Raw genomic sequence first — 24,328 nt, 5'->3', positions numbered from 1 at the left:
GACTTTGCGGACACGGCCTAAAACTCGACGTAGACGGCCGTCGCGTCGTCGTGACGCTTGCTGCGGCCCAGGAAGGTCACCGCGGCGTCCGACCTCTCCAGCGCCCGGACGCGGTCCACCAGGGCCTGGGGGCCCTCCTTGCGGATCAGGTGGAAGCAGTCCGTCCAGTCGCCCTCCTCGAACCGCTCGACCCAGCGGGTCGCGCCGTCCGTCAGCGCGGCCAGGGCACGGACCTGACCGCGGGGCACCGTCCCGGTCACCGCCCGGACCGCCACCGAGGGGTCGGCCGCCGCCGTGAAGAAGCCGCCCTCCATGTTCCGGAGCGTGGCGTCCACCTGCGCGTCCGTCGCCAGCGCCGAACGGGGGAGCAGGGCCAGCCGGTCGTCGAGGACGGGCGTCACCACGCCGTCCGGGGACTCCAGCAGAAGCGCCGAGTCCGACAGGACCAGGTACTCCACCGTGTCCGGATTCCAGCGGGCCACGACCACCGTGGCCTGGGGAGTTCGAGGGTGAGAAAGGTCACAGGTTGCGGCGTGCGCCTCGGAGGTACGCGCGATGGCACGGGACAAGGTGTCGACCAGGGGAACATCCGGGAGTGAAACGGTCAGTTCGGTCAGTGCTCCACCGAGGCGCGCCGTGAACCAGGGGACGGAATGCAGACAGCCGGTCCCGGTCTTCGGCGGCGTGACACCGTCCAGGACGACGACCGAACCGCCCTGTCCCGAGGCCGGTAGCCCGACACTGGCGAAGTCCTCGTTGGGGCGGTCGGCGTCTCCCGGCTCCGAGGCGAGTTCAGTACGCATCCAGCCAGTCTGCACGAGCCCTTCACAACGTCCGCAAAAGACCGGCAATGGTTGCCGGACCGGCGCAGCCGCGCAGGTCAGACGCCAGGTTTGGGATGGAATGATTTGTTCCGGGAAGGCGTGGTGGCGAATACTGCCACCGGCCGTCGCCGTCGTCCAACCGGCGTGCCGCGCAAGGCCGCTGCACAGGCCTGCGGAACTTGCCCCTCAACTCCCCTCCGGGGTTCACTCCTTCGGGTGGCGGGTCAGGTGATGCGCGTGCGCTGCCCACCGGCGCTGGGAGGGTCGGGAAGTGTACCGGGAGTACGCACCAGTTGACGGAGCGTCATCCGGGCCCAAGGGTTCACGAGTCAGGAATGCGAGCACCGGTGCAAAAGACGCGGCCTCGTCGCACAGGCAAGCAGAAGGCCCCCGTTCAGGGCGCCGAGCCGACGCCGTCCACCGGCAAGGGCCGCCCCACGCACGTACGCAACCGGCTGATCGTGGCCGTGGCCGTGGTCGCCGCGGCCATCGCCGGCGCGGGCACGCCGTCCGTCCTCGCGGCCTCCGGGCAACTCCACGACTCCCAGGAACTGGTGACGCTCGCGGAGCAGACGCAGGGCGCGCTCGCCCTCGCGCACTCCCTCGCCGACGAGCGTGACGACGTCACCTCCTACATCGCGGCCGGGCGCCCCAAGTCCAAGGCGCCCTCCGAGCAGCGCAGCGCCCGCGTGGACCGGCAGGTCGAGGAGCTCAGGGCCGACACCGACACGCCCGCCTCACTCCGCTCGGACCTCGACGGCATAGCGGCCGTGCGCCGGGCGGCGCTCACCGGCAAGAGCAGCGCCCTCGAAGCGCACCAGGCGTACTCGACCGCCATCACCGAACTCCACGGCCTCGCGGAGCAGCTGGCCCAGCAGACGCCCCCGCGCGCGGGCGAGGGCGGATACGCCCTGGCCGAGCTGGACTCCGCCGTCCAGCAGGCCGCCGCGGCCCGCGGGCTGCTGCTCGCCGCGCTCAGCGTGCCGCGCGGCACCGGGACGGTCATCGACCCCGTCACCGGCCTGCCGACCGAGACCTCCACCTCCTCGGACGCCGACACCCGGCAGCGCGACGCCCTCAGCGCCGCCGCCCAGCAGGCCCGGCTGCGCTCCGACGCGGCGCTCGCCGACTTCCGCGGCACCGCGCCCAAGCCGGCCCGCGCCTCCTTCGACTCCACGGTCACCGGCACCGAGGTCAACTCCGCCGACAAGTACCTCGCCACCCTGACCGACCAGCCGACGCTCTCCCGCAGCGATCTCACCGCCAGCCCCAAGAAGCTGGACGCGGCCCTGTCCGCCCGCGTCGACCTGATGCGCGGCGTGGAGTCGGCCCTCTACGACCGGCGCACCAAGGACCTCGAGGCGCTGCGCGACGACGACGTCACCGCGCTGGAGATCCGCATCGCCGTCCTCGGCGCCCTCATGCTGCTCGCCGTCGGTGTCGCCACGGGCATGGCCCGCAGCCTCACCCGCCCGCTCGCGGTCCTGCGCCTGGGGTCCAAGCGCCTCGCCGAGGCCGAGGACCCGGCGGTCGAGGAGCCGGTGAAGTTCACCGGCCGCAACGACGAGTTCGCCCAGGCCGTCCGCTCCGTCAACGCCCTGCACGCGCACGCCGCCGCCCTCACCGAGCGGATCACCACGCTGGAGTCCGACCGCAAGCACCTGGTCGGCCAGCGCCAGAAGATGGCCGACGCGCGCGAGGAACTGCGCGGTGAACTCGCCGAGTCCGCCGCCCAGCTGGAGCGGCTGCGCACGGCCATCGGCGGGACGTTCGTCAACCTCGCCCTGCGCACCCTGGGCCTCGTCGAGCGGCAGCTCGCCGTCATCGAGAACCTGGAGGAGCGCGAGCAGGACCCGGACCGGCTCGCCACGCTGTTCAAGCTCGACCACTTCGCCACGGTCATGCGCCGGCACAGCGAGAACCTGCTGGTCCTGGCCGGCACCGAGCACGTCCAGCACGCCGCCGGGCCGGTGCCGCTGGTGGACGTCGTCCGTGCCGCGGTCAGCGAGATCGAGCGGTACGAGCGGGTCCGGATCGCGGCGTTGCCGCCGCACGCGCACATCGCCGGGTTCGCCGCGGACGACCTCTCCCACCTGCTGGCCGAACTCATGGAGAACGCCACCTCGTTCTCCCCGCCCGACCTGCCCGTCGAGATCTCCGGCTGGCTGCTGGAGAACGGCGAGGTCATGCTCTCCGTCCAGGACGAGGGCATCGGCATGACCGAGGACCGGCTGGAGCGCCTCAACTCCCGCCTCGCCGACTTCGACCCCGAGGCGCCCTACGACCAGGAGGGCGAGGACGGTCTCGGCCTCGGCCTGTACGTCGTCGCCCGGCTCGCCCACCGCCACGGTGTGCGCGTCCAGCTGCGCGAGCAGAAGCAGGGCGGTGTCGCGGCGGTCGTTGTCCTCCCGCGCACGCTGTTCGCCGCCGCCCCGCCCGCCGCCGTCCCGGCCTCCGGCCCCCTCGCCGGTACGGCCCCCTCCTACTCCTTCCCGGGCGCCGCCGCCGAGGCCAACTCCAACGTCCTGTCCGGCCGCGCGACCGGCGACGACCCGCTGGTGGCCCTGGCGGAGAAGGCGGTGGCGGTACGGCAGGACGAGGCGGCGGACGCCACCGAGGCCGATCCGGAAACGTCTTCCGACCCGGGGGCAACGCCCGCCGGCCCACCGGCCGCGCCCGCCGAACAGCCTGCGTCGGCCGACCCGGCGCTGTCTGCCGACCCGGTCGGAGACGCCGACGCGGCGACGCACGCCGACGGGGCCGCACAGACCGCACCGGCGCTGCCCGCCGCCACGGACGCCCTTGCAGCCCGGGCGGAGCCCGTCGACACGGGTGCACACGCCGCCCCGGGGACGCCCGCCGACCCGGCTGGGCCCGCTGAACGGCCCACGCACACCGACCCGGCGACGCCCGCCGCCACGGACGCCTCCGCCGCCCCGGCGACGCACGCCGACTCGGCCGGGCCCGCTGACGCCGGCCCCGCGACGCCTGCTGGTCCGGCGACGCCCGCTGGTCCGTCGGCGCCCGCCGCCACGGACGCCTCCGCCACCCCGGCGACGCACGCCGACTCGGCCGGGCCCGCTGACGCCGGCCCGGTGACGCCCGCTGGTCCGGCCGCGCACGCCGACCCGGATGCCCCCGCCGACCACGCGACGCACGCCGCCCCGTTGGAGTCCCCCGCGGAAACCACCATGGAGCTGTGGATCCCGACGCAGCCGGGGGGGCCGGACCCGGCCGGGTCCGACGCCGCGGGTTCCGAGGCCGGGCCGCACGGGTTGGCCGTGGACGGAGACGTGACCCGTACGGGCGGCCCGGACGCGGGCGAGGGGGACAGCCGCGAGCACGAGCGGGCGCCCGACGAGGAGGACCGGGTCACCGACAAGGGCCTCCCCAAGCGCACTCCGAAGATCACCGCACCGACCACCGCCCCGCGCCAGCGCAGCGGCTCCGTCGACGCCGACGCCCTGCGCCGCCGACTCGGCGGATTCCGCCAGGGCGCACAGGCCGGCTACCGCGACGTGGAGGCGGAGATCGCCGACAGGACGGCCTCGCACCAGCGGCCGGCCACCGGCGCAGCAGGACCAGCTGAACCCGAAGAAGCCACGGGGGGCACAGTCGAGGAGGCAAGCAGTTGACCGCTCCCAGTACCTTCGGACTGATCGGACTGAGCAGTGAGGCCCGCAACCTGCACTGGCTGTTGACCAACCTCGTCGAGGAGGTCCCCGGCATCCTCTCGGTCGCGGTCGTCTCGTCCGACGGACTGCTCCTGCTCTCCTCCGACGACCACCGCAACAAACAGGCGAGGGAGGCCCTTCAGGCCCGCGGGACCCGGCGTACGGGCCCGCGCGGCTCCGCGGCCGACCTGGCGACCATCGTCTCCGGCATCGGCAGCCTCACCGTCGGCGCCGCCAAGCTGATGGACTTCGGCGGGGTCCGGCACACGATGATCGCCATGGACGAGGGCAGCCTGTTCGTGATGTCGATCAGCGACGGCTCGCTGCTCGGCGTCCACGGCTCCGCGGACTGCGACATGAGCGTGGTGGCGTACCACATGGCCCTGTTCGTCGGCCGCGCCGGTCACGTCCTGACGCCGGAACTCCGCAGCGAGCTCCGTAAGTCCCTGGAGGATTCCCAGACGACGGGGAGTGCCCGATGAGCAGCACGCCGAAGCATCACCTCCCGGTCCGCGGCGGTGACCGCAAACCCGCCCGGGTCCGCCCCTACTCGCTCACCGGCGGCCGCACCCGTTTCGGCCACGTCCTCCTCGTGGAGACGTTCGTGGCGAGCACGGCCGCGCTCGACGCCCCGGAGGAGCGCAAGGAACTGACGAACGGCCACCTCTCCACCCGCGTCATGCCGGAGCTGCGGGCCATCGTCGAACTGTGCCGCCGGATGCGTACGGTGGCCGAGATCGCCGCGCTGCTGAAGATGCCGCTCGGCGTGGTCCGCGTGCTCCTGAGCGACCTCGCGGACCAGGGAAAGATCCGTGTGTACGGAACGGGCACCGGCCATGGCACGGGCCGCCCGGACCGGGCTCTGCTGGAAAGGGTGCTGAGTGGACTCCGTCGTCTCTGACGCCGCTCACGGCGTCTCTGGTTCCTCCCCGTTCGTCCAGCCGGACGACAGCATGCACGCCTGGGAGACGGACCGCACCCGGGCCCCCATCGCCACGAAGATCGTGGTGGCGGGCGGCTTCGGCGTGGGCAAGACCACGCTGGTCACCTCTGTCTCGGAGATCACGCCCCTGCAGACCGAGGCGCTGATGACCGAGGCGAGCGAGGCGACCGACGACCTCACCGCCACACCGGGCAAGACCACCACCACCGTCGCCATGGACTTCGGGCGCATCACGCTCGACGACGACCTGGTGCTCTACCTGTTCGGCACGCCGGGCCAGCAGCGGTTCTGGTTCATGTGGGACGACATCGTGCGCGGCGCGATCGGCGCCGTCGTCCTCGCCGACACCCGCCGCCTGAAGGACTGCTTCCCGGTCCTGGACTACTTCGAGAGCTCCGGACTGCCGTATGTGGTCGCCGTCAACCACTTCGACGACAGCGAGCTGTTCGAGCCGGAGGACGTGCGGGAGGCCTTGACCATCCCGCAACACATACCTGTCATGATCATGGACGCGCGTCGCCGGATCTCCGTGATCGAGACCCTCCTGGCCCTCGTGGGCCACGCGCTCGACGAAACCCCCGAGTAGAGGACAGCCCGCATGCGGAAGATACTCGTCGTCGGAGCCGGTCAGTCCGGGCTCCAGATCGCCCTCGGCCTCCAGTCACAGGGCTACGAGGTCACCCTGATGTCCAACCGGACGGCGGACGAGATCCGCACCGGCCGGGTCATGTCGACGCAGTGCATGTTCCACACGGCCCTGCAGTACGAGCGCGATCTCCAACTGAACTTCTGGGAGTCCCAGGCCCCGAAGATCGAAGGACTCGGCGTCTCGGTCGCCGCCCCCGGCTCCTGGGCCGAAGGCCCCTCCGCCCGCGCCATCGACTGGCTGGGCAGGCTCGACGGCTACGCGCAGTCCGTCGACCAGCGCGTGAAGATGGCCGGCTGGATGGAGACGTTCGCCCAGCGCGGCGGGCAGCTCGTCATCCACGGCGCGGCCGTCGGCGACCTCGACTACTTCTCCCGCACCTACGACCTGGTGCTCGTCGCGGCCGGCAAGGGCGAACTGGTCCAGATGTTCGGCCGCGACGCGGAGCGCTCCCCGTACAGCGAGCCGCAGCGCGCGCTGGCCGTGGCGTACGTCCACGGCCTGGGCCCGCGCCCCGAGCACCCCGGCACCGAAGCGGTCCGCTGCAACCTCGTGCCGGGTGTCGGCGAGCTGTTCGTCATGCCGACCCTGACGACCTCCGGCCGCGCCGACATCCTGTTCTGGGAGGGCATACCCGGCGGCCCGCTCGACGCCTTCAACGGCGTCAAGGACCCCGCGGAGCACCTCTCCCTGACCCTGGAACTCATGGAGCGGTACGTCCCCTGGGAGTACGCGCGGGCCACCAAGGTCGAACTGACCGACGCCGGCGGCACGCTGGCCGGGCGCTACGCCCCCACGGTCCGCAACCCGATCGGCCGCCTCCCCGGCGGCGGACTCGTGCTGGGCGTGGCGGACGTCGTCGTCGCGAACGACCCGATCACCGGGCAGGGCTCCAACTCGGCGTCCAAGTGCGCCGCCGCCTACCTCTCCTCGATCACCGAGCACGGCGACAAGCCGTTCGACGAGGAGTGGATGCGGGCCACCTTCGACCGCTACTGGAACACCGCCCAGCACGTCACCAAGTGGACCAACGCGATGCTCGCGCCGCCGCCGGAGCACATCCTGAACCTCATCGGCGCCGCCGGTGAGCTCCAGCCGGTCGCCGACCGCTTCGCCAACGGCTTCAACGACCCGTCCGACTTCGAGAACTTCTTCTACGACCCGGACAAGACGGGGGCCTACCTGGCCGAGGTGTCCGGCACGGGCGCCGCGTAGTCCCCTCCTTCGTAGCCCTCGTCCGACCCGTCCGTGGCGCCCTCGGGGAGCTTCGGCGGCTCGTAACGCCGCAGGGGCTCCCCGCCCGGGTCCGGTCGTACGGCACCGAGGACCGGGTTGGCCGCGATCGGTGACACCTTCACCTTCGCGCCCGGCCGGGGAGCCTGGACGACCATGCCGTCCCCGAGATACAGCGCGACGTGCGTGGCCTTCGGGAAGTACACGACCAGGTCGCCCGGGCGCAGCTCGTCCAGGGGGATCCGCTCCAACCGCTTCCACTGCTCCTGGCTGGTCCGGGGGATGGGCGCCCTCGTCTCGGCCCAGGCCTGCGAGGTCAGGCCCGAGCAGTCGTACGTCCTCGGGCCCTCGGCGCCCCACTCGTACGGCTTGCCGAGCTGCCGCACGGCGTAGTGCACGGCGCGGCGGCCCTCGGCGGAGGGGGTGGAGGTGCGGACAGTGGTGGTGCTTCCCCGGCCGGCCCTGTTCTTGCCGTTGTCCTCGGCGTCCTCGTCCCCGGCCTCGTCGGCCTCGTCGGCCTCGTCGGCCTCGTCTTCGGCGCCCAGTGCGCCCGATGCCATGAACTCCTTCTGCGCTTTCGCGATGCCCTTCTGCTCGAACTCGGCGAGGTCGGTGAGCTGCTCGCTGCTCAGGGAGGCGAGCAGTTCCTCGACGTCGTGGAGGCGGGCGCGGACCTCGTCCCGTTCCTTCTTGCGCCGCTCGGTGAGGGCGAGCTGCCGGTCGAGGGCCGTGCGGGCCTTACGGGCCACTTCGCGGGCCTTGCGTTCGTCGCCGGTCAGCCGGCCGATGGTGTCGGCCCGTTCCTGGGCGAGCCGGCCGATCACATGGCCCTGCTCGATCGCGTGCTGCGGGTCGCGGGCCAGGAGCAGACGTACGTACGGGGAGATGTCGCTGCTGCTCTGATACTGCTGCCGGGCCAGCCGGCCGGCCGCGCCCCGGCTGTCGTGCAGGGAGAGCCGGGCGCGGGCGAGGGCGCGGTCCAGGCGGTCGGTCTCGGCGCGCTGTTTCTTCAGCTTCTCCTCGGTGCCGTTGTAGGCCTCCGTGGCCTCCTCGGCCTTCCTGTACAGCTTCTGAAGATCTGTCAGGAGAGCGGCGATGCCGCGCGCTTCCGTGCCGCGCTCCTCCATGTCGTGCTGTGCCGTGTCCGGCTCGGGGACTGCCCTGGCCGGGACTGGTGCCAGGACGGTTCCGGCCGCCGTCGCCGCGATGCAGACCAGACGCAGAAGACTTCCTGACATGCCATCACCTCCGTTGCGGGGGCGGCGTGGTGCCGCCGGACAACGTGAGGATCAGGCGTGTGCGTGCGGTGCGCGCGGTGGGTGTGCGCGGTTCGGCGCAACGGGGTCACCCGTCGGCGTCGTCCGGCTTGCCGGGCGGCGTGGCGTCTGGCTTCGACCACGGCCAGTTGAGCCGGCGGGGCGGGATGCCCTCAGGGGCGTACTCGTACTTCCAGCGGTTGGACAGGCCGACCTTGCCCGGTCCCCGGGGGACGCGGCGGTAGACGAGCACGGTGTCCGGTCCGCCGTCGGGGTCCGGGACGGGGATGCGGTACGTCTTGGGCGGGTGGCCGGTGATGCCCAGGAGGACGGGCAGGACCCTGCCGTCCATGGGGCCGCCCTCGAAGGGGGTGTCTTCGCTCTTCACGGGATCAGTGTCAGACATCCTCGGTGAGCGCCAGGACCAGGGCGTCGGTCTGCGGGTCGCGGCGGGCGGTCACCGTCAGCATCGCCACGAACTGCTCGACGAGCCAGTCGCGAAGCTCCTCGGCGGGCGGCTGCTTGTCCTCGTCGAGCCAGATGAGCGACGACGCCTCCACGGCGGTGATCCACATGCGGATCGTCATGCGCAGGCGCGGGCCGGGTCCGGTGACGCCCAGGTGGCTGAGGATGTGCTCGGCGGCGACGCGGCGGACTCCGTCGACGATGGCGGTGGTGCGCGACGTCTCCACGACGCTGCCGCCCTGGAGGAGGGCGCTGAAGCCGGTGTCGTGCTCGTCGACGAAGGTGAGGTAGCGGTCGAGGGCGCGGGACAGGCGGGGGAGGAGGGGGCCCTCGCGGGGTTCGTCGAAGCAGTGCTGGAGCTCGTCGGCGGCGGAGCGCAGGGCGGCCTCGTAGAGCTGTTGCTTGCCGCCCGGGAAGTACCGGTACACCAGGGGGCGCGAGACTCCGGCCGCCTCCGCCACGTCGTCGAGGGACACCTCCTCCGGGGCGCGGTGGGCGAAGAGGTTCAGCGCGGAGGTGAGCAGCTGACTGCGGCGTTCCTCGACGCTGAGTCGCCGGTAGGCGGGGGTGGGGGCGGCTGGTGTCATGCCTCGCAGCTTGACGTGCTCCCTGGCCTAAAGTCCAGGGACGTCGGCCTGGGTCGCTGACCCTTCCGAGGGCTTCCTGCTTCACCGCGCTGTGCGGGCACGTGTGCCCGTCTTACCGGCGCTCCACAGGCGTTTCGTGTCTCCGCCCGTCCGGCGGCGACGATACGGCGTCCTTCGAAGAGGACGTTGTGGTCGCGGTCGTGCACGGTGCCGCACGTGCTACATGTCCACTGCCGAACGTGCAGGGGTTTGGGGCCGTCGCGGAATCCGCAGGCCGAGCAGACTTGAGAGGAGGGGAAGGTACGGTCCACCTTGGTGAAGGTGCGGCCGTGCTTGACCGCCTTGTACTCCAGCATGTTCACGAACGCGGACCATCCCGCGTCGCGCACGGACTTGGCGAGCCGGGTGCGGCCGAGACCGGACACTGCGAGGTCTTCCACGTACACCGCCCGTCGGACAGGGCAGCGAAGGCGGACAAGCCGAGGTCGATCCCGGTGTCGGTCTCCAGCTCGGGCAGGATGTCCGGCTCGGTGTCCACGACGAAGCTGGGGAAGTACCGGCCGCAGCTGTCCTTGGTGACGGTCAGAGAGGTCGGTGCGGCCGGAAGCCGCCGGGACCACTTGACTTTGAGGTTTCCGACCTTGGCCACGTACACCGTGCCGTCGTCCCGAAGGGAGAAGGCGTTGGTGGTGAGGCGGATCGACTGCCGGGTGTCCTTCTTCGACTTGTACCGGGGCGGGCACACCTTCCGGCCCTGCCGCTTGCCGCTCAGGCTGTCGAAGAAGTTCTTGTAGGCGGTGTCCAGGTCCCGAAGAGACTGCTGCAGGACGACCGCCGACACGTCAGCCAGCCAGGCGCGTTCCTCGGTGCGCTTGGCCTGGGTGATGCGCAGACGCGACAGCTCCGCCGACTTCACGTACGGCAGCCCCGCCGCGTGAGCTTGCGTGCGGTCGCGCAGGCAGTCGTTCCACACCACGCGGGCGCACCCGAACGCCCTCGCCGGCGCACGGCACTGGGCGGCGTCCGGGTAGGCCCGGTAGTGGTAGCGGAGCTGCATACGGATCACCGTATGGACGCTTCGCGCCCGCTCGCGGCGAAAGATCACATCCAACCGGAATTGCACGCTATGTGAGCAAATGTGTTCGAGGACTTCGAGTCGAGTCTCTCCATCGCGTCGGACAGCCGCTCACTAGTCACCCTGCATGGACATGATGGAGTCGGGGGCCTCTACGCCAGCAGCCCCGACGACTTCCACAGGCGGCGTCCGACGCCCCGCAGCACCCCGATGTCGTCGAGGAAGTCGGTCAGGCGCTTGGAGCCGTTCTGCATGACCTCCCGGCGGTGGCCGCTCGCGCGGACCTGGGCGAGCGCCTCCCGCTTGTCCAGGCCCACGTTGGTGTAGACGTCCGGGTTCACGAAGGCCACCGAGAAGACGCGGGCGAACTCGCCGGAGGTGACGCGGGTGAACTCCTGGGACCACTTGGGAGCCGTCACCATCTGGCGGCGGAGTTCCTCACGGGCGTAGCGGACGTGGCGGGCCTCCTCCACGACGTGGATGCGGGTGACACCGCGGACCAGGGTCTGGACACGCTCGTCGGGGAACGTCAGACGCTGCATCCAGTCGAGGACCTCCTCGCCCAGCAGCGTGGCCGTGAAGGAACCGGGGGTGGTGGAGATGGTCTTGAACAGGCGGCCCAGGTGCTGGTGCGCTCGGCTGACCGGGTACCAGGGCGTGTCGCCGTGGGAGATCAGGCGGGCGAACATCTTGGAGTGGCGGCACTCGTCCTCGATCTCCGTGAGTGCGTAGCGCACATGGGCGCTCGTCGCCGCCTTGTCGTAGATGTGCCGGACCAGCAGCTGCATCAGGATGATCTCGAACCAGATGCCCAGGGAGGCCAGGGCCGCGGCCTCGTGCTGGGAGAGCAGGATGCGCTGTTCCTCGCCCATGCGCTTCCAGAGCGGGGTGTCGTAGAGCGAGACCAGCTCCGGGGGCCAGAACCACTTGCCCTCCTCGAAGGGCGCGTCCCAGTCCAGCTCCTTGTCCGGATCGAAGGAGTGCTTGGCGGAGGAGTCGAGCAGCCGTTGGGCCACCTGCTCCCGGTCCTTGAGCAGGCCGAGGGCATCGCGCAGGCCGTCGAGCGCGTCGGCTTCCGTCAGGGTCGTCATGGCTGCCCACCTCGTTGTGCACACGTCACTGTTCCTCTTATGAGACTGCCTGTCAGCAAGCTCGTCAATCCCCCGCGCACTACTTGTTGACCCGGTGTCTACCTCGTGTGAGCCTGCGGGCATGCCGACCTTCGACCTGTACGCCATGGAACCGGAAGAGCCCCTACGACAGGTGCCGGCGAGCGGCGCGGCCCGTTTCACCTGGGAGTACGACGACGGACGCGACCGTCTCCTGGCCCTCTATCAGAAGGGCAAGGACAAGCAGTGGGACGGTCAGAAGCGGATCGACTGGGAGCTGGAGGTGGATCCGTACGATCCGCTCGGCACCCCGGACGAGGCGATGTCCCTCTACGGGACCAGGCACTGGGCGAAACTGACGGAGAAGGACAAGGGCGAGCTGCGCAAGCACTACGCCTCCTGGCAGTTCAGCCAGTTCCTGCACGGCGAGCAGGGCGCGATGATCTGTGCCGCGCGGATCGTCGAGTCCGTCCCCGATCTGGACGCGAAGTTCTACTCGGCGACCCAGACCATGGACGAGGCCCGGCACGCCGAGATCTACGGCCGCTTCCTGCACGAGAAGATCGGGATGCTGTACCCGATCAACGACAACCTCCAGTCCCTGCTGGACGACACGCTGCGCGACGCCCGCTGGGACATGCCGTACCTGGGCATGCAGGTGCTGATCGAAGGCCTCGCGCTCGCCGCCTTCGGCATGATCAGGGACACGACGGACAAGCCCCTGCCCAAGCAGATCCTCGCGTACGTCATGCAGGACGAGGCCCGGCACGTCGCCTTCGGGCGGATGGCCCTGCGCGACTACTACCGGCAGCTCACGGACGCCGAGTTGAGGGAGCGTGAGGAGTTCGTCATCGAGGGCTGTTACCTCATGCGCGACCGGCTGCGGGGCGTGGAGGTGCTGGAGAACTTCGGCATCCCGAGGGCCGAGGCGGAGGAGTACAGCGAGCAGTCCGAGTTCCTCACCCTGTTCCGCAAGCTGCTGTTCAGCCGCATCGTCCCCTGCGTCAAGGACATCGGCCTGTGGGGCAAGCGCCTCCAGCAGGCCTATGTCGACATGGGCGTCCTGGAGATGGGCGACGCCAGCCTCGACCTGCTGATGTCCGAGGACGAGGAGATCGCCGAGAAGCTCGACGCCGAGCGCTTGGCGGCGGAGGAGAAGGCGCGGGTGGCGGAGGTGACGGGGGCGATCGACGCAGGTCGGGCGGCTGGTTGAGGCGCCGTCAGAGTACGCAGCCCAGGCCCTCCGGCACCTCGCCGAGCTGCGGTGTCGCCCCCTGGGGCGGGAACGAGGTCCGCAGGGTGAAGGCGTACGGTGTCGGGCCGTGCGTGCGCAGGTGCAGCACGCGGGACTCCGCCTCGGCGACCGTGGGGCGGTGGCCGGCCGGGACCCACCAGAGGGCGACCATGGCCTCCTGGACGCGTTCGAACCACTCGCGGCGGCGGGCGAGCATCTCCCGGTGCCGCCCCTGGTACATGTAGGCGGTCAGGGCGTTCGTGTCGCGCCACACCGACATGTTGATGATCAGCCAGGAGTCGCCGAAGACGGGCACGTCCGTGGCGTCGTCGCCGCCCTCGCCCTGGAGGCGCCAGACGAAACCGTCGGCCCCGTCCGCGTCCGCGTTCACGGGGTCGAGGTTGTCGACGAAGTCCTTCAACTGCGGGGAGTCCAGAGGGGCCTTGAGGCGGCCGAGGTTGACCTGGGCGAGTTCGTACGCGGGCTCAGTCATGAACCGAACGGTAGGTCGGGCGTCCCCGGTCCCGGTAGCCCCGTCTCAGCAACCGGGCGGTCGTGTCCGATCGCGTCAACCGGACGGCTGCTCAGGGGACTTCAGCACCGCCTCCATCACCGCCCGGGCGATCGGCGCCGCGCCACCGCCCCCGCTGATGTGCCCGCGGTTCGTCTCCGCGTCCTCCACCACGACCGCGACCGCCACCCGCGGCGCCAGATCGCGATCGCCCTGCGCCCAGGAGACGAACCAGGCGTACGGAGTCCCGGAGTTGCCGAGGCCGTGCTGGGCGGTGCCGGTCTTGCCGCCGACCTTGGCGCCGCGGATGGCGGCGTTGCGGCCGGTGCCGTTCTCCACCACGTCCCGCATCATCGCCCGCAGCCGGACGGCCGTGGACGGGTACATCGCCTGGCGGATCGCCCGCGAGCCCGCCGTCGCCAGGGTGCTGCCGCCCGGCCGGGTCGTGCGCTCCACCAGGTAGGGGTCCCGCACCTGACCGCCGTTGGCCACCGCCGCCGCGACCATCGCCATCTGCAGCGGTGTGGCGCGGGTGTTGTACTGGCCGATCGACGACAGGGCCAGCTGCGCCTGGTCGGGGCTGGTGTCGAAGGTGGACCGGGCCACCGGGAAGGGGACCCTCAGCTCTCCGTTGTTGAAGCCGAAGGCGTGCGCCGTGGCCATCATGTCCGCCGCACCCACCTCCACACCGAGCTTGGCGAACACCGTGTTGCAGGAGAAGGTGAAGGCCTCCCGGACGGAGGCGTTCGCGCAGCCCTTCGACGCGTTCGTCATGCGGGTGCGCGTCCCCGGCAGCCGGTAGGGGTCGGGGGTGTCGGTCGGCGCCTCGAGGTCGGTGACCACACCGGCGTCCAGCGCGGCGGCCGCGGTGACCACCTTGAAGGTCGAGCCCGGTGGATACGTCTGCCGCACCGCCCGGTTGAGCATCGGGCGGTCCTTGTCGGCGGTGAGTCGCGACCAGGCCCGGGCCGCCGCCGAGCCGTTGCCCGACAGCGGCTGGGGGTCGTAGGACGGGGCGGACACCAGGGCCAGGATCCGGCCGGTCGACGGCTCCAGCGCCGCCACCGCCCCCCTGTGGCCCGCGAGCCCCTCGTACGCGGCCTTCTGGGCGGCGGGGTGGAGTGTCGTGACGACGTCTCCGCCGGCGTTGCGCGCCCGCGTGAAGTCGTTCCACAGCGGGAACGGGGCGAGCATCGGATCCGCGCCCGACAGCACGCCGTCCTCGCTGTTCTCCAGGAGCGTCGTCCCGTACAGCTGGGAGGCGAAGCCGGTGACCGGGGCGTACATCGGGCCGTCCGTGTAGGTCCGTTCGTAACGGAGGTGCTCGCGGGTGTCCCGGGAGCCGGTGACGGGCCGCCCACCGACCAGGATGTCCCCGCGGGGCTGCTCGTAGCGGGTGATGTCGGGGCGCCGGTTGCCCGGGTTCCGGTCGTACGACGGGGCCTGGACGACCTGGACCCGGGCGGCGTTCAGCAGCAGTGCCACCAGCAGCAGGGCGCAGAAATACCCGGCGTGCCGGATGTGCCGGGTCACCGGGCGTCCTGCCCGTCGTAACTCCGCCGGGCCGAGTCGCTCACCCGCACCAGCAGCGCCACGATCGCCCAGTTGGTGACCACCGACGAGCCGCCCTGCGCGAGGAACGGCATCGCCATGCCGGTCAGCGGGATCAGCCCGGTCACCCCGCCCGCGATCACGAACACCTGGAGCGCCACCAGCGAGGCCAGGCCGACCGCGAGCAGCCGGCCGAAGGGCTCGCGCTGCGCGAGGCCCGCGCGAAAGCCGCGCTCCACCAGCAGGCCGTAGAGGAGGAAGACGGCGGCGATGCCGGCCAGGCCGAGTTCCTCGCCCGCGGTGGCCAGGATGAAGTCCGACTTCACGGCGAAGCCGATGAGGAAGGAGTGGCCGAGCCCGAGGCCCGTGCCGAGCATGCCGCCCTCCGCGAAGGCGAACAGCGACTGGGCGAGCTGGTTCGCGCCCTCGCCCGCCTCGATGGAGGCGAAGGGGTGCAGCCAGGTCTCGATCCTGCTGTGCACGTGCGGCTCCAGCCGGCCGACGGCGACCGCGCCCAGCGCGGCCAGCAGCAGGCCGACCGCGATCCAGCCGGTGCGGCCGGTGGCGACGTAGAGGAGGACCACGAACAGGCCGAAGAACAGCAGCGACGTGCCGAGGTCGCGCTCCAGGACCAGCACCCCGACGCTCACCAGCCAGACGGCGACGATCGGGCCGAGGACCCGGCCGGTGGGGAGCTGGAGCTTCCAGATGTGGCGGCCCGTGTACGCGAGGGCGTTGCGGTTCGCCGCCAGGTACGCGGCGAAGAACACCGCCAGCAGCACCTTCGCGAACTCGCCCGGCTGGATGGAGAACCCGGCGATCCGGATCCAGATGCGGGCCCCGTTCACCGCCGGGAACAGGATCGGCAGCGTGAGCAGGATCAGCGCCGCGACCACGCAGACGTACGTGTAGCGCTGGAGCACCCGGTGGTCGCGCAGCAGCAGGACGACCAGGATGAACAACGCCACGCCCAGCGTCGACCACACCAGCTGGGCCGGTGCCGCCCGGTCGCCCGGGGTCTCCAGGTCGAGCCGGTAGATCAGCACCAGCCCCAGCCCGTTCAGCAGCACCCCGATGGGCAGGAGCAGGGGGTCGGCGTACGGGGCCCGCAGGCGTACCGCCAGGTGGGCCAGCAGCGCCAGGACGCCGAGGCCGGCGCCGTAGCCGGCGGCGCCGGGCGGCAGCGCTCCGTGCCGGGCGAGGCCCACGGCGCAGTAGCCGTACACCGACAGCAGGACGGCCAGCACGATGAGGGCGAGTTCGACGCCCCGGCGCCGGGGGAGGCGGCGGACGGCGGGCGCGGGCGGGTCCGCCGTCGCCACGGTGATTCCGGCCTTGCTCATGTCCGGAACCTACCCAAACCGTCCGCCTTGTGTGCCTTTGGGTGACGGAGTGTCAGCACCAGCGTGGCGCGGGGCCGATGTTGTCGATGTACCGGGCCGCGCCCCAGGCCCACGTGCCGTCCGTCAGCAGGTACCAGAGCGGATTGCCCTGTACGGTCTCGCCGCCCGTCTTGCAGAAGATCTTGACCTTGTCGCCCCGGTGGGCGTACCGGATGATCTGCGAACCGCGGTTGGGGGCGCTGCGCAGCGCCAGGGTGTCCGCCGTGACGACGCCGCGGTAGAGGCTCGCGTCGTCGTTGTGGCTGTTGTTGCCGCCGTTCCAGCTGTTCGGGTCCTGGTTGCCGTTGCCGCCGTTGCCGCCGTTGCCGCCGGAGCCGCCGTTCCAGCCGTTCTGGCCCTGGTTGCCGTTGCCGCCGGAGCCGCCGTTCCAGCCGTTCTGGCCCTGGTTGCCGTTGCCGTTGCCGCCGTTGCCGTTGCCGCCGTTGCCGTTGCCGTTCCCGCCGTTCGGGTCCTGGTGGCTGGTGCCGTTCCCACCGTTCGGGTCCCAGTCGTCGTGCGCGGCGGCGGGCGTGATGGTGGCCGCTGCGGCGAGGAGCCCGGCGACGGTGGCTATGGAGAGACGGGTGCGCAGGGACATGGGGGTTACCTCCATGTGGGGGCGAAGATGCCGAAGCTGACTAATCGCCACATTAGGAGCGCCCAGAGGGTGCCGCCCTTCACGCTGGGCCATAGGAGGACGCGCCCCGGGCGCTCACTCCGCCGCGAGTTCCAGCGTGGCCACCGCCCCGCCGTCCGGCGCGTTCGCGAACTCCAGCCGTGCCCCCAGTACCTCGGCCTGCCCCCGCGCGATGGTCAGCCCCAGCCCGTGCCCCCGCGTACCGCCCTCCGTCCGGAACCGCTGCGGCCCGTGCGCGACGAGGTACTCCGGGAACCCGTCCCCGTGGTCGCGAACGGTCACCACCGGGCCGTCCACGGTCAGTACCACCGGCCCCCGGCCGTGCTTGTGCGCGTTCGCCACGAGATTGCCCAGCACCCGCTCCAGCCGTCGCCGGTCCGTCTCCACGGACACGTCCCGTACGACCCTGACCTCCGTGTCGCTCCCCGCCGCCCGCACCGCCCGCTCGGCCAGCGGCCCCAGTTGCTCGGTGTCCAGCTCCACCCGCTCCCGGCCGGTGTCCAGCCGGGAGATCTCCAGCAGGTCCTCGGTGAGGGTGCGCAGCGCCGCCACCCGGTCCCGGACCAGCTCCGTCGGACGGCCCGGTGGAAGCAGTTCGGCCGCCGCGTGCAGCCCGGTCAGCGGCGTGCGCAGCTCATGCGCGACATCCGCCGTGAACCGCTGCTCGGCGAGCAGCTTGCCCTGGAGCGAAGCCGCCATGGAGTCCAGGGCGGCGGCGACCGCGGCCACCTCGTCCGGCGGGCCGGCCTTGGTGCGCGGGCCCGTGCGGGGGTCGTTCACGCGTGCGTCCAGGTCGCCCGCGCTGATCCGCCGGGCCACCAGCGCCGTCGTGTGCAGCCGCCGCGTCACCCGCGTCACCGCGAACGCGCCGACCAGCAGTGTCGCCCCGATCGCCAGGCCCGACGACCACAGGATCGCCCGGTCGAGGCCCTCGATCGTGCGGGCCTGCTGGGAGTAGTCGACCGCGACGGCCAGCGCCCGTTCGCCGTCGACCGGACCCGCCGCCCACATGGTGGGGCGTCCCGCGCGGTCGGCGACCATCGTGCCGCGGTCGCCGGCCACCGCCAGGTCCCGCAGCTCCCGCGGCAGCTCCGGCGGGTCCACCCCGGCGCCCCGCCCCAGGGTGTCCCCGGCCTCGTACCGCTCCGTCGCCTGCGTCAGCCGCTGCAACGCCTGGTCACGGGCCTGGCCGACGGTCTGGTTCGTCACCTGCACATGCACCAGGACGCCGAGCAGGGCCGCCAGCGCGCAGCACATCACCGCGATGAAGACGGCTGCCTTCACGGCCAGCGTCCCGGACCACTGGGGGAGTGCCGGTCTCATCCGCCACTCGCCGAGGGGGAGACGGACGGGGAGGAGGACGAGGAAGGGGCGGGGGAGCCGGACGGGGATCCGAGCGGGGTTCCGGTCGGGGATCCTGAGGAGGCTCCGGAAGAGGATCCGGTGAGGGAGGAGGCCGACGGGTGCCGGGAGTGCTTGCGCGGACCGGTGCGCAGCATCTCGTCATGGGTGAGGAGCATGGCCCGCTGGTCCCGGTCCCAGGTCCACTGCAGGCGGTACTCGTAGCCCGCGACCTCCGACGGCGAGCGGATCACCAGGGAACGCCCGGCCAGCTCGACCCCGCTCAGCGCGTCCTCCCACCCCATCACCTGCACCAGTCGGTGCTTCTCGACGGTGTACACGCGGACCGCGGTCGTCTTCCCGGGCAGCAGCGGGAAGCCCAGCGTCAGGTCGTCGTGCCCGTCGCCGGTCAGATCCCGGTAGTACGGCGTCAGCACCGGGCACTTCCCGTGCCCCGGGCCCTTCGTGCAGTCGGCCATCTCGCGCTTCGTGTCGCGGTAGGGGGCCTTGGCGCCGTCGTAGTCACCCGGGTTCCGGGCGATCTCGGCCCGGACGATGGAGACCGGGTTCACCCGGCGGATGTCGTCGCCGGGGACCTTCACCCCCTTGATCACCTCGGTGTTCACCTCGCCGATCTCGAAGGCCGGGCTGGACGCCGGCGTCAGCTCCGGCCAGAGCCGGGCCGGACCCTCCGCCGTCGGGGTCGATCCCGCGCCCTCCAGCCCGCCGGCGTCCCCGCAGCCCACGGCGGCGGCCAGCAGGAGGGCGACGACGGCGAGGCGACGGGCGGCCCGTCCGGGGCGGCTGAGGGGCACTGCACTCCTGGCGTTTCATGGTGATCACACGGTGGGCACACGGCGGACGTGACCGTCGGCGGCGTGCACCTGTCGGCCGCGTACACCTTATTCGTAGGGAAGTCCCATTTGCGCGAGAGGGCGCCCGTACGCGCACGGCCGTACCTGTGCCGTGCTACTCGGTGAGTTCCTCCAGCAGCCGTGCCGTGGCCAGCCCGGCCCGCAGGTAGTCGACGAACAGGTCGTTGTGCAGCGCCCAGGGCGAGCGGCGCGCCCGGATCAGCCGGATCGCCTCCTCGGCGGAGCGGCCCTGGCGCATCAGCGCGTGCGCGACGACGAGACCGGAGCGGTTGTACCCGTGGTAACAGCGGACCAGGACCCTGCGGCCCTCGCCCAGCGCCTCGCACGCGGCCTCGGCCAGCCGGATCACACCGGCGAGCTGCGTCCCGTCCAGCGGCCCGTCGGGGATCGGCCACACATGGTGCCGGACACCCGGATCGGGCCCGTGCCCCGGCAGCCGCAGCAGCGTCTGCACGAGATCGAACTCGTTCCCTACGACGGCGAACTCCAGGTGGCCCAAGGCCCCCGTGTACTCGTGACCGCCCATCCAGAGCCCGGGTACGACCTCGCTCCACGGACTCTCCGGAGCGGGTACGTCGGGTTTACTGCGGGTACGCAACGGCGCCTCCCCACCACTACCGCCCGGGGGTCCGCGGGCAGGCCCAACTCCTCTCAAAGGTAGCCGGGTTCTTGCCCCCGCAGCACCCCGCCTGTTCCCATGGACTGGGGTGATGGTGCATGAACGGACTGCGCGTCATACCGACCTGGTGGCACGGCCGGGAGCGGCTCTACGTCTGCCTCCCGGACGGCAGGAACATCGCCTGGTACGACCGCGAGGCGGCCCGGGTGAACCTGCTCGGCCAGGACCGCGAGGACGACGCCCTGCGGGCGCTCGGGCCCTTCATCACCGGCCCTGTGACGGTGGGGCCGCCCCCGGTGCCGACCCCCGCCGAACTGTCCCGCCTCGCCCTCCACCCCGACGACGACCTGGCCCCCAACCGCCCCGGCGAGGCCCTCCTCGTCGCCCTCGACCGCGACCCCGGCCCCGCGCACCGGCTGCGCCCCGACCCGCGCCGCAGGGCCCTGGCGGCCGAGCAGACGGTCGGCGACGCCCTGGACCGCCTCGACGGCGCGGGCTGGCACGCCCTGCACTCCGTGCCGCTCCCCGGCGGCGACCGCATCCACCACCTGCTGATCGGCCCCGGCGGCCTCTACGCCCTGCACACCCTCCACGCCCGCAGGCAGCGCGTCCGGATCACCGACCCCGTGATCACCCTCGGCCGCCGCGACCCGTACCCCCTCCTGCGCCGCATCCGCTCCGACGCCGACCGCGCCTCCTACGCCCTGACCGCGGAGGTCCGCCCGGTCCTCGCCCTGGTGGACCCGGCGGCGGTGTCGATCCCCACGGCCCCCAGGGAGGTCCACGTCCTGACGTCCACGGAGGTGGAGGGCCTGTCCCGGCGGGGCGGCATCCTGAAACCGGCGGACGTGGAGGCGCTGCACGCGATGGCCCGTGACCGGAACACGTGGGTGCGGGTGTGAGAGGCGGCCGGGCCGGTCGGGCGGGACGTGGAACCTGACCGCCGGGGGCGGGGCGGCGGGGCACGGCAGCTGTCTGCTGGGGCCGGCCGGGTGGAATACGGCACGCGCGCCTACTGCGAGGCCCGTCGCGAATCCGCCGACCGTCGGGCAACGGCAGCTGTCCGGCTACGGCAGTGATCCGGCCGCCTCCGTGTCCAGCAGCGGAGCGAGCAGGTCGCCGTAGTCCTGGATCCTCGGGGCGATGTCGACGGCCTGGAAGTCCAGCCGGCCAGGTGAGCGGCACTCCTCGATCTCGTCCCAGGTCACCGGGGCCGAGACGGTCGGTTCCGGGCGGGCCCGGAGGGTGTACGGGGTCGCCGTCGTCTTGCGGGCGGCGTTCTGGCTCCAGTCGACGAAGACCTTCCCCGGACGCAGGCTCCTGGTCATCCGGTGGAGCGCGAGCCGGGGCATGGCCTTCTCGGCCTCGACGGCGAGTGCCTTGGCGTACTCGGAAACCCGCTCGGAGGACGCCCCGCGCACGGCGGCGAGCAGATGCAACCCCTTCGAGCCGGAGGTCTTGGCGTAGGTCTCGAGGCCGTCGCGCGCGAGCCGCTCCCGCAACCACAGGGCGACCTCACAGCACTGGACGATGCTCGCCGGCGCCCCCGGATCGAGGTCGAACACGATCCGGTCGGCCTCGTCCGGAGTGTCGACGAGCCACTGGTGGGCGTGGAACTCCGTCACGAGGTTCGCCGACCACATCAGGCTCGGCAGATCCTGCACCAGGACCATCCGTGAGGGTCCCTCGACCCGTGGCACCTCGGCGGTGGTGACCCAGTCGGGCGTACCCGGCGGCACGTTCTTCGTGAAGAACACCTGCCCTTCCGGGCCGTCCGGATACCGCAGGAAGGACACCGCCCGATCACGCAGATGGGGCAACAGGACCTCGGCGACGGTCGCGTAGTAGTGCAGCACCTCGCCCTTGGTGAAGCCGGTGGCGGGATACAGCACCTTCTCCAGATTGCTGAGAGCGAGCCGTCGCCCCTCCACCACTGTGATAGGCGCCATACGATAAGAATCCCACGCAAACCATGACGAACACTCCCGAGCGTGACCGGAAGGGTGCTGCACGTGAGATCCATATGGAACGGCGCCATCTCGTTCGGCCTGGTCAGCATTCCGATCAAGCTGGTGAATGCCACCGAGAGCCACTCGATCTCCTTCCGCCAGATCCACACCGAGGACGGCGGCCGCATCCGTTACCGCAAGTTCTGCGAACTGGAGGACCGGGAGGTCACCCAGGGGGAGATCGGCAAGGGTTACGAGGACGCGGACGGCACGATCATCCCGATCACCGAGGAGGACCTGTCGAGCCTGCCGCTCCCCACGGCGAAGACGATCGAGATCGTCGCCTTCGTCCCGGCCGACCGGATCGACCCGCTCCAGATGGACGCCGCGTACTACCTCCAGGCGAGCGGTGCCCCCGCGGCGAAGCCGTACACCCTGCTGCGCGAGGCGCTGAAGCGCAGCAACAAGGTGGCGATCGCCAAGTTCGCCCTGCGCGGCAGGGAACGGCTGGGCATGCTCAGGGTCGTCGGCGAGGCCATCGCCATGCACGGCCTGCTGTGGCCGGACGAGGTCCGCGCGCCCGAGGGCCTGGCCCCCGACACCGACGTGACCGTCCGTGACCAGGAACTGGACCTGGCGGACGCGCTGATGGACACCCTGGGCGAGGTCGACCTGGAGGACCTGCACGACGAGTACCGCGAGGCCGTGGAGGAGGTCATCGCCGCGAAGGCCGCCGGCGAGGCCCCGCCCCAATCCCCGGAACCGGCCACGGGCGGCAAGGTCCTGGACCTGATGGCGGCCCTGGAGAGCAGCGTCCGCGCGGCCCGCGAGTCCCGGGGAGAGGACGCCGAGCACGCCGAGGTCAAGTCGCTCCCACAGCGCAAGACGGCCCGGGCGACCCCCAAGCAGACCGGCGGCAAGAAGTCGACGTCCACGGCGAAGAAGACAGCGGCCAAGAAGACCACGGCGGCGAAGAAGTCGACGGCCAAGTCGGGCCAGGGACAGGGGACTGCGAAGAAGGCGGCGTCGAAGAGCACCGCGAAGAAGACACCGGCGAAGAAGTCGACGTCTCGCAAGCGCTCGGCCTGACATGGAGGGTTGGGAAGCCCGGCGCTGACACGGACCGGCTGGACCGGCGGGAGGCCCCGGCGCTCGTCGAGGGTGCCCTCCACCCCCAGGGGGAGGAGGGCACACCGTACGCTGCCCGCAGCCCCAGGGCTGAGACCAGCTGAAGCAGGTAGCCCTCGGGTCAGGCCACCCGCCTGCCCTCCTGCTGCTCGGACTCGTCCTCCTCCTCGTCCGGCAGATGGACGTCGCCAACGGCGATGTTGACTTCCACGACCTCGAGGCCGGTCATCCGCTCCACCGCGTTGACGACGTTGGTCCGGATGTCCGCGGCGGTGTCGGCGATGGCGGCCCCGTACTCGACGACCACGTCGAGATCGACGGCGGCCTGGCGTTCGCCGACCTCCACCTTCACCCCCTGGGTGACCCCGCCACCCCCGCCCGGCACCCGCTGACGCACAGCCCCGAAGGCCCTGGTCATTCCTCCGCCGAGGGTGTACACCTCGGGAATCTCCCGGGCCGCCATGCCCGCGATCTTCGCGACGACCAGGTCGGCGATGGTGGTGTTCCCACGGGTGCCGGGAGCGCCCTTCCCGCCCTGCGATGTCGCCCTGTCCTGCCTGCCCGCTGTGTTACTGCGCTGAGTGGTCTCCGTCATGACCGTCACCTCGATGATCGGTGAGGGGGTGAGCAGCGTCGTTCTTCTCCACGGTAGAACAATGGTGCGTATGGGGCGAAAGTGGCACTTTCCCCCTTGTCGCGCTTCACCCGTCCCGGGTGAGGCCCACCGCGTCTTGCCGTGGGCACGCTGAGAACGGCAGGGCCCGGCGGGCGGCCACCCTCACCGGACGAGACGGGAACGAGGGGAACGATGGGAACGAGGAGGCCGGCATGACCACCACGCACCCGGGAAGCGCCCGCACGTCCCTGCGGGAATGGGCCACCGGCGTGACCGTCTTCGCGGCCATCATGCTCATGATCGGCGGCATTCTCGACATCATGCGCGGCATCGCGGAGATCGCGGACGACGACATCTTCGTCTCGACGCGGAACTACGTCTTCGAGTTCAACCTCACCGCCTGGGGCTGGATCCACCTGGCCCTGGGCGTACTCGCCTTCGTCGTCAGCTTCGGCCTGTTCATGGCATCGACCTGGGCCCGCGTCCTCGGCGTGGGCATCGCGGGCCTCGTCATCCTCTCCAACTTCCTCTCCCTGCCCTACTACCCGGTCTGGTCGATCGTGATGATCGCCATCTCGGGCTTCATCATCTGGGCGCTGTGTGCGATGCGGAAGGATGACGCCTTCGTCCCGTTCGAGAGCCCGACGAGCAGATGAGGTCCGATCCTTCTTCG

General features: G+C 71.4%; 25 protein-coding genes. 9 read left to right on the top strand and 16 right to left on the bottom strand.

Features of this window, described 5'->3' with window-relative positions; all coding sequences use genetic code 11:
• Positions 1–17: 17 nt before the first annotated feature.
• The gene (locus tag IE153_RS30650) at positions 18–803 is read right to left on the bottom strand and encodes a protein phosphatase 2C domain-containing protein (RefSeq protein ID WP_189593004.1); all 786 of its coding nucleotides are present in this window, start codon (positions 801–803) and stop codon (positions 18–20) included.
• A 368-nt stretch (positions 804–1,171) separates the two neighbouring features.
• Here IE153_RS30650 and IE153_RS30645 point away from each other — a divergent pair, with 368 nt between their 5' ends.
• Genes IE153_RS30645 through IE153_RS30625 form a run of 5 tightly spaced genes read left to right on the top strand, consistent with a single transcriptional unit; the run spans position 1,172 to position 7,302 of the window.
• Entirely contained in the window at positions 1,172–4,459 is a 3,288-nt protein-coding gene (locus tag IE153_RS30645) for a nitrate- and nitrite sensing domain-containing protein (RefSeq protein ID WP_189593003.1), read from the top strand.
• The gene (locus tag IE153_RS30640; RefSeq protein WP_189593002.1) at positions 4,456–4,980 is read left to right on the top strand and encodes a roadblock/LC7 domain-containing protein; all 525 of its coding nucleotides are present in this window, start codon (positions 4,456–4,458) and stop codon (positions 4,978–4,980) included. The genes IE153_RS30645 and IE153_RS30640 overlap by 4 nt, the downstream gene beginning before the upstream one ends.
• On the top strand, positions 4,977–5,399 hold the full coding sequence (locus tag IE153_RS30635) for a DUF742 domain-containing protein (RefSeq protein ID WP_031110388.1): 423 nt from the start codon (positions 4,977–4,979) through the stop codon (positions 5,397–5,399). The genes IE153_RS30640 and IE153_RS30635 overlap by 4 nt, the downstream gene beginning before the upstream one ends.
• Complete coding sequence (locus tag IE153_RS30630) at positions 5,380–6,027, top strand: GTP-binding protein (protein WP_189593001.1); 648 nt, start codon at positions 5,380–5,382, stop codon at positions 6,025–6,027. Before IE153_RS30635 ends, IE153_RS30630 begins: the two co-directional genes overlap by 20 nt.
• Positions 6,028–6,039: 12 nt before the next feature.
• On the top strand, positions 6,040–7,302 hold the full coding sequence (locus IE153_RS30625; protein ID WP_189593000.1) for a styrene monooxygenase/indole monooxygenase family protein: 1,263 nt from the start codon (positions 6,040–6,042) through the stop codon (positions 7,300–7,302).
• Here the strand turns inward: IE153_RS30625 and IE153_RS30620 are convergent.
• From IE153_RS30620 to IE153_RS30600, 6 genes are all read right to left on the bottom strand, one after another.
• Positions 7,266–8,558, bottom strand: coding sequence for a C40 family peptidase (locus tag IE153_RS30620; RefSeq protein ID WP_189592999.1), 1,293 nt, complete (start codon positions 8,556–8,558; stop codon positions 7,266–7,268). The two genes, IE153_RS30625 and IE153_RS30620, sit on opposite strands and share 37 nt — an antisense overlap.
• A 106-nt stretch (positions 8,559–8,664) precedes the next feature.
• The gene (locus IE153_RS30615; protein WP_189592998.1) at positions 8,665–8,964 is read right to left on the bottom strand and encodes a DUF8847 domain-containing protein; all 300 of its coding nucleotides are present in this window, start codon (positions 8,962–8,964) and stop codon (positions 8,665–8,667) included.
• A 10-nt stretch (positions 8,965–8,974) separates the two neighbouring features.
• Entirely contained in the window at positions 8,975–9,628 is a 654-nt protein-coding gene (locus tag IE153_RS30610) for a TetR/AcrR family transcriptional regulator (RefSeq protein WP_189592997.1), read from the bottom strand.
• A complete protein-coding gene (locus IE153_RS42925; RefSeq protein WP_435811864.1) occupies positions 9,625–9,984 on the bottom strand; it encodes a zinc ribbon domain-containing protein in 360 nt (119 codons plus the stop codon). Before IE153_RS42925 ends, IE153_RS30610 begins: the two co-directional genes overlap by 4 nt.
• A gap of 2 nt (positions 9,985–9,986) precedes the next feature.
• Positions 9,987–10,685, bottom strand: coding sequence for an RNA-guided endonuclease InsQ/TnpB family protein (locus IE153_RS30605; protein ID WP_438817949.1), 699 nt, complete (start codon positions 10,683–10,685; stop codon positions 9,987–9,989).
• Between the two features lie 170 nt (positions 10,686–10,855).
• Positions 10,856–11,794 (bottom strand): AurF N-oxygenase family protein, encoded by a 939-nt coding sequence (locus IE153_RS30600; RefSeq protein WP_031108281.1) that lies wholly within the window; start codon positions 11,792–11,794, stop codon positions 10,856–10,858.
• A gap of 121 nt (positions 11,795–11,915) precedes the next feature.
• Here IE153_RS30600 and IE153_RS30595 point away from each other — a divergent pair, with 121 nt between their 5' ends.
• Positions 11,916–13,025 (top strand): ferritin-like domain-containing protein, encoded by a 1,110-nt coding sequence (locus IE153_RS30595; RefSeq protein WP_189592996.1) that lies wholly within the window; start codon positions 11,916–11,918, stop codon positions 13,023–13,025.
• A gap of 7 nt (positions 13,026–13,032) precedes the next feature.
• Here the strand turns inward: IE153_RS30595 and IE153_RS30590 are convergent, their stop codons facing one another.
• From IE153_RS30590 to IE153_RS30560, 7 genes are all read right to left on the bottom strand, one after another.
• Positions 13,033–13,539 carry a DUF3291 domain-containing protein gene (locus IE153_RS30590; RefSeq protein ID WP_189592995.1) on the bottom strand — a complete coding sequence of 169 codons (507 nt, stop codon included), beginning with the start codon at positions 13,537–13,539 and terminating at the stop codon, positions 13,033–13,035.
• Between the two features lie 75 nt (positions 13,540–13,614).
• Entirely contained in the window at positions 13,615–15,090 is a 1,476-nt protein-coding gene (locus IE153_RS30585) for a penicillin-binding transpeptidase domain-containing protein (protein WP_189592994.1), read from the bottom strand.
• Positions 15,087–16,451: an FtsW/RodA/SpoVE family cell cycle protein gene (locus tag IE153_RS30580; RefSeq protein WP_189592993.1), complete on the bottom strand. Its 1,365-nt coding sequence runs from the start codon at positions 16,449–16,451 to the stop codon at positions 15,087–15,089. Before IE153_RS30580 ends, IE153_RS30585 begins: the two co-directional genes overlap by 4 nt.
• Positions 16,452–16,503: 52 nt before the next feature.
• Positions 16,504–17,088: an SH3 domain-containing protein gene (locus tag IE153_RS30575; protein WP_189592992.1), complete on the bottom strand. Its 585-nt coding sequence runs from the start codon at positions 17,086–17,088 to the stop codon at positions 16,504–16,506.
• 114 nt (positions 17,089–17,202) lie between these two features.
• Positions 17,203–18,450 (bottom strand): ATP-binding protein, encoded by a 1,248-nt coding sequence (locus tag IE153_RS30570; protein ID WP_189592991.1) that lies wholly within the window; start codon positions 18,448–18,450, stop codon positions 17,203–17,205.
• The gene (locus tag IE153_RS30565) at positions 18,447–19,283 is read right to left on the bottom strand and encodes a hypothetical protein (RefSeq protein WP_189592990.1); all 837 of its coding nucleotides are present in this window, start codon (positions 19,281–19,283) and stop codon (positions 18,447–18,449) included. Before IE153_RS30565 ends, IE153_RS30570 begins: the two co-directional genes overlap by 4 nt.
• A gap of 154 nt (positions 19,284–19,437) precedes the next feature.
• Positions 19,438–19,941 carry a protein-tyrosine phosphatase family protein gene (locus tag IE153_RS30560; protein ID WP_189592989.1) on the bottom strand — a complete coding sequence of 168 codons (504 nt, stop codon included), beginning with the start codon at positions 19,939–19,941 and terminating at the stop codon, positions 19,438–19,440.
• Between the two features lie 119 nt (positions 19,942–20,060).
• Between IE153_RS30560 and IE153_RS30555 the strand changes: the two genes are divergently transcribed.
• Positions 20,061–20,864: a nuclease-related domain-containing protein gene (locus IE153_RS30555; RefSeq protein ID WP_189592988.1), complete on the top strand. Its 804-nt coding sequence runs from the start codon at positions 20,061–20,063 to the stop codon at positions 20,862–20,864.
• Between the two features lie 165 nt (positions 20,865–21,029).
• On the opposite strand, the gene ligD is transcribed toward IE153_RS30555, so the two are convergent.
• The gene (gene ligD / locus IE153_RS30550; RefSeq protein ID WP_189592987.1) at positions 21,030–21,911 is read right to left on the bottom strand and encodes a non-homologous end-joining DNA ligase; all 882 of its coding nucleotides are present in this window, start codon (positions 21,909–21,911) and stop codon (positions 21,030–21,032) included.
• A gap of 63 nt (positions 21,912–21,974) precedes the next feature.
• Between ligD and ku the strand changes: the two genes are divergently transcribed.
• The gene (gene ku / locus IE153_RS30545; RefSeq protein WP_494402946.1) at positions 21,975–23,000 is read left to right on the top strand and encodes a non-homologous end joining protein Ku; all 1,026 of its coding nucleotides are present in this window, start codon (positions 21,975–21,977) and stop codon (positions 22,998–23,000) included.
• Positions 23,001–23,160: 160 nt separating this feature from the next.
• On the opposite strand, the gene IE153_RS30540 is transcribed toward ku, so the two are convergent.
• Positions 23,161–23,634: an Asp23/Gls24 family envelope stress response protein gene (locus IE153_RS30540; RefSeq protein WP_189592986.1), complete on the bottom strand. Its 474-nt coding sequence runs from the start codon at positions 23,632–23,634 to the stop codon at positions 23,161–23,163.
• 233 nt (positions 23,635–23,867) lie between these two features.
• Here IE153_RS30540 and IE153_RS30535 point away from each other — a divergent pair, with 233 nt between their 5' ends.
• Positions 23,868–24,311 (top strand): DUF7144 family membrane protein, encoded by a 444-nt coding sequence (locus IE153_RS30535; RefSeq protein ID WP_189592985.1) that lies wholly within the window; start codon positions 23,868–23,870, stop codon positions 24,309–24,311.
• Positions 24,312–24,328 lie beyond the last annotated feature (17 nt).

It is taken from the genome of Streptomyces massasporeus (assembly GCF_014648995.1).
Lineage (GTDB): Bacteria > Actinomycetota > Actinomycetes > Streptomycetales > Streptomycetaceae > Streptomyces > Streptomyces massasporeus.
This window is presented reverse-complemented; position numbering and strand designations above follow the sequence as displayed.